Origin of the sequence: Clostridium thermobutyricum DSM 4928 (assembly GCF_002050515.1) — a bacterium.
GTDB classification, from domain to species: domain Bacteria; phylum Bacillota; class Clostridia; order Clostridiales; family Clostridiaceae; genus Clostridium; species Clostridium thermobutyricum.
In genome coordinates this window covers 1-5961 of sequence record NZ_LTAY01000084.1, presented here as the reverse complement: position 1 = coordinate 5961, position 5961 = coordinate 1, and the positions used below count along the sequence as shown (strand labels likewise).

Annotated in this window: 1 protein-coding gene; it reads left to right on the top strand. The window is 27.4% G+C overall.

The annotated features are described in order from the left end of the window. Positions 1 to 122: 122 nt before the first annotated feature. Positions 123 to 5961: discoidin domain-containing protein (locus CLTHE_RS14175; RefSeq protein ID WP_207651210.1), on the top strand; the 5839-nt coding region annotated here is incomplete at its 3' end.

Below are 5961 nucleotides of genomic sequence, written 5' to 3'. Positions count from 1 at the left end.
TTATTACTATATAATGACTGTTAGATGATAATTGGTTAATGTATAATTATTCATTTAGTAAATAAATGGGAGGAAAGTTACAATAATTATATATTTTTTATATATTATAGTGATAAGAGAATATGATAAGAAAGAAATTTATAGCAATATTAATGGGTGCAGCAATGACTACAACAATCGTATCACCTGCAATCCCAGTGGCTGCACAAACTAATACTAGTCAAAATCAAGAAAAAAAGGAAATAAATAATCAGAGTAAATATTTAAAGTTACATATTAATAATTCTGATAATAAAGATTCAAAATTAAATTACAAAAAAGAAGTTAAAAAATCAGTTGAAGTTAATTCTGATAAAGATAATAATAACTTAAGACATGATGTAGAAAGTAATAAATTAGAAAATAAAAAAATAAATAGCTTTGCTAAACTTTCAACATCTGAAAAAAATCCAGTAGATCAAGCATCTATTAAGCTTGAAAATGTTTGGAATTGGAATATTGGAGTATTATCTTTTAATTCTAGTGAAAAAAAGATTATTTTTACTCCAGGTGGTTCTGAAACAAATCCTTATGCAAATGCAAAAGAAACCCTATTTAAGATTTCTTTAGTAAACTCAAATGGATTAGTAACTAGAGAAGTAAGTATAAATGGTAGTGAGTATCCAGAAAAAGCTATATCTGAGGCATTCAATAATTTATCTTTTAATTATGGGGATAAGCTTTTAATAACATATGTTAATTCATCATCAAAAATTTATGCGACAGGACTAATTAACAATAACTCTAAAGAGTATAAAGTAGATAAAACAACAGCATTTAGTATAGAACCTAATGGAATTAGTATATTTAATAATCAAAAACTAACTGTTAATCCACTTCAAATAGAAGGAGCTAAAAATTTAGTAACTGATTGTACGGTAACAGGACAAACTGTTCCAGAATCAGAAGTTACAGTACTTGTTGATGGAAAAACATTTACAACTAAATCAAATTATATTGGAAACTTTTCAGTTCCTATAAATGATGAAAATGGTCTAAAGAGTAGTACAGCTATAACTGTTTGTGCAACAGGCCAGATTCCAGTAACGGTTTATCCAACAGCAATACCTAATCTTGGAATTGATAAAGCTAAGGTTTATACAATTTATAATTGTAAATTAACACAAGAAGGTTTAACATTCAACACAACTACTTTAAAGGCAAATATTAGTGAAACTGGAACAAATCAGTTTTCAGCAAACCTTATTGAAAATGGAAAGCCAATAGCTAAATCTGAAACAGCTTATTTTAATGGATTTTCTGGAGCGTCAAATTTAAAAAATGTTGATTTTAAATATGGAGATATATTAAGTGTATATCAGACAAATCAGTCTAAAATAGACTGGGGAAATGTAAATGTTAATACTGGCACAAGTGTTAAGACATTAAATCCAGATGAGTTTGGATATTATGAGATAACACCTAATGGATTAGTACCTGTATCTAATAAAAATTTAACTGTTAATCAACCATATTATAATGGAGGAGGAAGTGTTGATATTTCAGGTAAGACAACTCCTAATACTAATGTTACAGTTAGTGCAGGAAGCTATTCTACAACTGTTCGTTCAAATTCAGCAGGTGAGTATACAGCAATTATTCCACAAAATGATATTAGCGTTGGTGATGTAGTATCTGTTTATGTTAATAATAAAAATTTTAAACAAATAATATATAGTTATTCAAAAAATTACGCTTTAGGAACAAATAAAATTCAAGTTTCAAATTATTATGGTCAACCAATTTTTTATGTAGGCTTTAATGCAAAAGATTTAAAATTTATAGCAGCAAAAAATATAACTTATTATAATTACAGTGGGGGACAACAAACTGGTAATAGAGTTGGAACTTTCTATAGTAATAATTTAGATTTTAAGCTTATAAACCATATAACAGGAGATATTATTTATAATTTTACTACTAATAAATTAAATGATAGTAGTTCTTTTGTAAATGAAATTAATGGGAAAACTTATAATGTTGGAGATATTTTAGAGGTTTCTTATAATCCAAATCTTTTAAACATTGATGTAACTAGTAATAATATTAATATTGGAAGTAAAGGAAGCAATAATCAATACTTTGAAATTACAAATAAAGGACTTGTAAATATAAGCAATAAATTTATAGAAATAAATCCAATTAATATTATAGGTACTAATAAAACAACTATAAATATCACTGGAAAGGTTAAACCTAATAGTGAGGTAAATATTAAAGTCGGAAATAATATTTTTAAAGGTGAGTCAAATTCTAGTGGAAATTTTAGCATACCAATAAATGTAGTAAATGGTTTTGAGCCAACTACTAATATAGTTGTAAGTTCAGATGGATATATACCTACTAATGTGAATTTGGGATATGATGGTAAAGTAAATATACAAAATAGCCATATAAACTTTTATAACCAAGGGTCACCATCAGCAATTCAATCAAGTATTGGTTTTAATCCTGAAAATATGCAATTTACGGTACAAAATTATGTAAGCTCTTTTGGTAAAGGAAACGAAAATTACTTTACTTTTGGCTTTTATAATGCAGATGGAACACCTATTATAGAACCGACAGCTATTAAAAATGGATCAACATCAGCTTTAGCAAACTTATTAAGCGGTAAATCTTTCAAATATGGAGATGTTATAAGTATTTCATATAACCCTAAAATTTCTATACCTGTGGCACTTAATAATCAAACTGTTTTAGCCAATATAAATGGTTCTACAGAATATTTTGAAATTACTAAGGAAGGACTTGTTAAAGTCAACTTTGGTGAAAAAATTTATACAAACGAGGTTAATTGGAATGGAACAAATTTAGAATTAAATATTACCCCTTCTATTGGAAATAATTTAACTATTGAAAATAGCGTTGCTGAAATATTGGATTCTTCAAATACAGTTATAGCAAGTTCAAATATTTCTAATGGAAATGTAGAATTTACAAGTTCTCAATTATCCAAACTTACAAATCAAAAAGATTATAAGTTTGAAGTAAAAATAAACAACAAGCAGCTTCCTATATATGTAAATTCAAATATTCCTAGTAGTTCAATGTATAAATTATTTACAAATGCAAATAATCAACTTTCTATATCTTTAAATCATTTAAATTATAATATAGAAGATTCCAATGCTATAGCTTCTTATAGTAAGAAAGTTAATGATGGGGTTGTAGGGACCATAACAAATAATGACTCAATAGTTAATACACTTAATAACCGAAAGGCAATGAATGATGTAATTACCAATGCTTTTATAAATAGATTTGGAATATCAAATCTTCAAAAGTTTTATAATGAAAGCACAGAAAATGCAAACTTTATAAACTGGGTACTTAATAATGATGTAGGAATGAGTGAATATTTACAAGCCACTAATATAGGTGAAGCTAATATTGATAGTCTTCAGATTTGGTCAGATATATGGAATGAATATACAAACTCACACACTGGATTTAATTTAAAACTTGCAATCGCAACAGCAATTGCAAATGAAACAACAATTCATGATTGTTTTAATGGTAAGCCTGTAGGAAGTCCTGTAGAGAGATATAATATATTTGAAAATTTAAATAGTGATGGTGGAATGGTTAAAGGCTTTGAGACCTTAAATGTTAAGCTTTTAGAAGCAGTTGTAGATGTTCCTATTACAAATTCACAGATTATAGAGATGAGAAGCTTACTTCTTCAAAATCACAATAATCTTATTAGTTCTAATAGCCTTCCTTCAACAGATTATACTATAAATTATACTTTTAACAATCCTTATAATGGCGCAACTATATTTGGAAATTGGAAAAAGTTTTATGGAGAAAATGAAACAGTTGCAGATGTATTTAAAATAGGTGGAGTTTGTGGAGCTATATCAAGACTTGGATCTGTTGCATGTAGAGTATTTGGACAACCAGCTCATCAGATGGGAGAACCTGGTCATGATGCATTTTATACTTATGACATACAAAATCACCAATGGTATTCTCAATATGGAGAAACAACAGTTGCAAATGCTACAGGATTTGATGTTAGTCATTGGTCAGATGGACTTGCATTAAATGGTAATATAGTAACTTATAATGCACTATATACTGCCGCTAATAATAAAAATCTTATTGAGTCAAATCAATATTTATGGATGGCGAACTCTACTATGTCATATAATTTAAAATTACAAGCAATAAATAATGCTATTCAAGCTCAACCATTAAATGTTGAAGCATGGCTTGCAAAAATTAATTTATTAAATAGTAATCCAAATGTTACAGCCAATGATTATATAAATCTTTATAATCAGTTAATAAGTGCATTAAAAGATTATCCAGAGCCAATGTTTGATTTGCTTGTTAAATTTAACAAACATATGATACAGGTTGCTACAAGTACAGAATATAATAACTTTGTAAAAGATGTTACAAGAGTGCTTCAAGAGGCTGAGAATAGCAATGATGCAAGTACAAGAACTCAAGCAAATAGAATATTAAAAGATGGTTATATGACAAAGTATGGATTTACTTTTGATCAGCCAAAATCACTTGGTCAAATTAATATTAATACTTGGCAAAAAAATGTACCAACAGATGCAATTATTTTTAAAGATAATGGAAAAATAGATGTTAATGCCAATCATTGGTGGATTGGGTCTAGTTGGAGTAATAAAATTAACATTAATATATTTGATGACAATATGAATCCAAAATTAAATATACAAGATGGAGGTACAGATTTTGGTACAGGTAAAATTTATAGCACTTTTAATAATCTACAGTTCAAAATTGGTGATATTATAGAAATTAATTATAATCCTGGACAAAATTCACATGGATATTTGTCTTTAGGCAATATGAATTTATCAACAAAAAATATTCCAGATATAGTAGCTATTCAAATTACTAAAAATGGACTTAAAGTTTTAGATGGAGAATATACAGCTCCTGATGGAAAGATGTATAATTTCTATACTGGATTTAAAAATACGAAATATGGAACGAAATATTATATTTTTGGTGTTCCTCAGATAGGAATGCAAACAATAAATAACAAGGAATATTATTTTAATCAAGATGGAATAATGCAAACAGGCCTTCAAACAATAAATAATAATGGGTATTACTTTAATCAAGCTGGAGTAATGCAAACAGGTTGGCAGACAATAGACGGAGAAAAATATTATTTTGGTGTTAATGGGAAAGCTATGCCAGGATATCAAACTATTAATGGAACCAAATATCTTTTTGCAAATAATGGATTAGAAATACAAAACATAATTCCAGATTCTGATATGAAGGTAAGCTCATATTCAACTGAACAAAATAATACAACTTATTCAGCTAATAATATTATTGATGGAAATCTTAATAATAACTGGCAAAATGTATGGAATCACAGTGATAAAAATCCATATATAACAATTGAACTTAATCATATTTATAATTTAAAGACTTTATTGTGTTTCCCAAGACAAGATGGTTCATCAAATGGAAATATTGAAAAGTATAAAATACTTGTTAGTACAGATGGAAAAGACTTTAGACAAGTAGCTCAAGGAAATTGGGTATATTCAAATTCTAAAGAACCACAATTTGTTAATCTTAATGGAGTTAAAGCTAAGTATATAAAAATTGAAAGTGAGAAGGGCGTATTTAATTTAGCAACTATTGCTGAGGTTATTTTAAGTGGAACTTCTACTGAAACAGTAAATAAAACAGAGCTTTCAAATGAATTAGGTAAAGCCAATAATGCTTTAAAGAATAAATCAGAATATACAAAAGTAAGTGCAGAAAATCTTACAAATGCAATTAAAAATGCAAATAATGTTATGGAAAATAGCAATGCAACACCAGAACAAGTTAATAATGCAATTAAAGATTTAAGTAATGCTATAAATGGATTAAAATCAAATAAAACAGAGCTTTCAAATGAATTAGGTA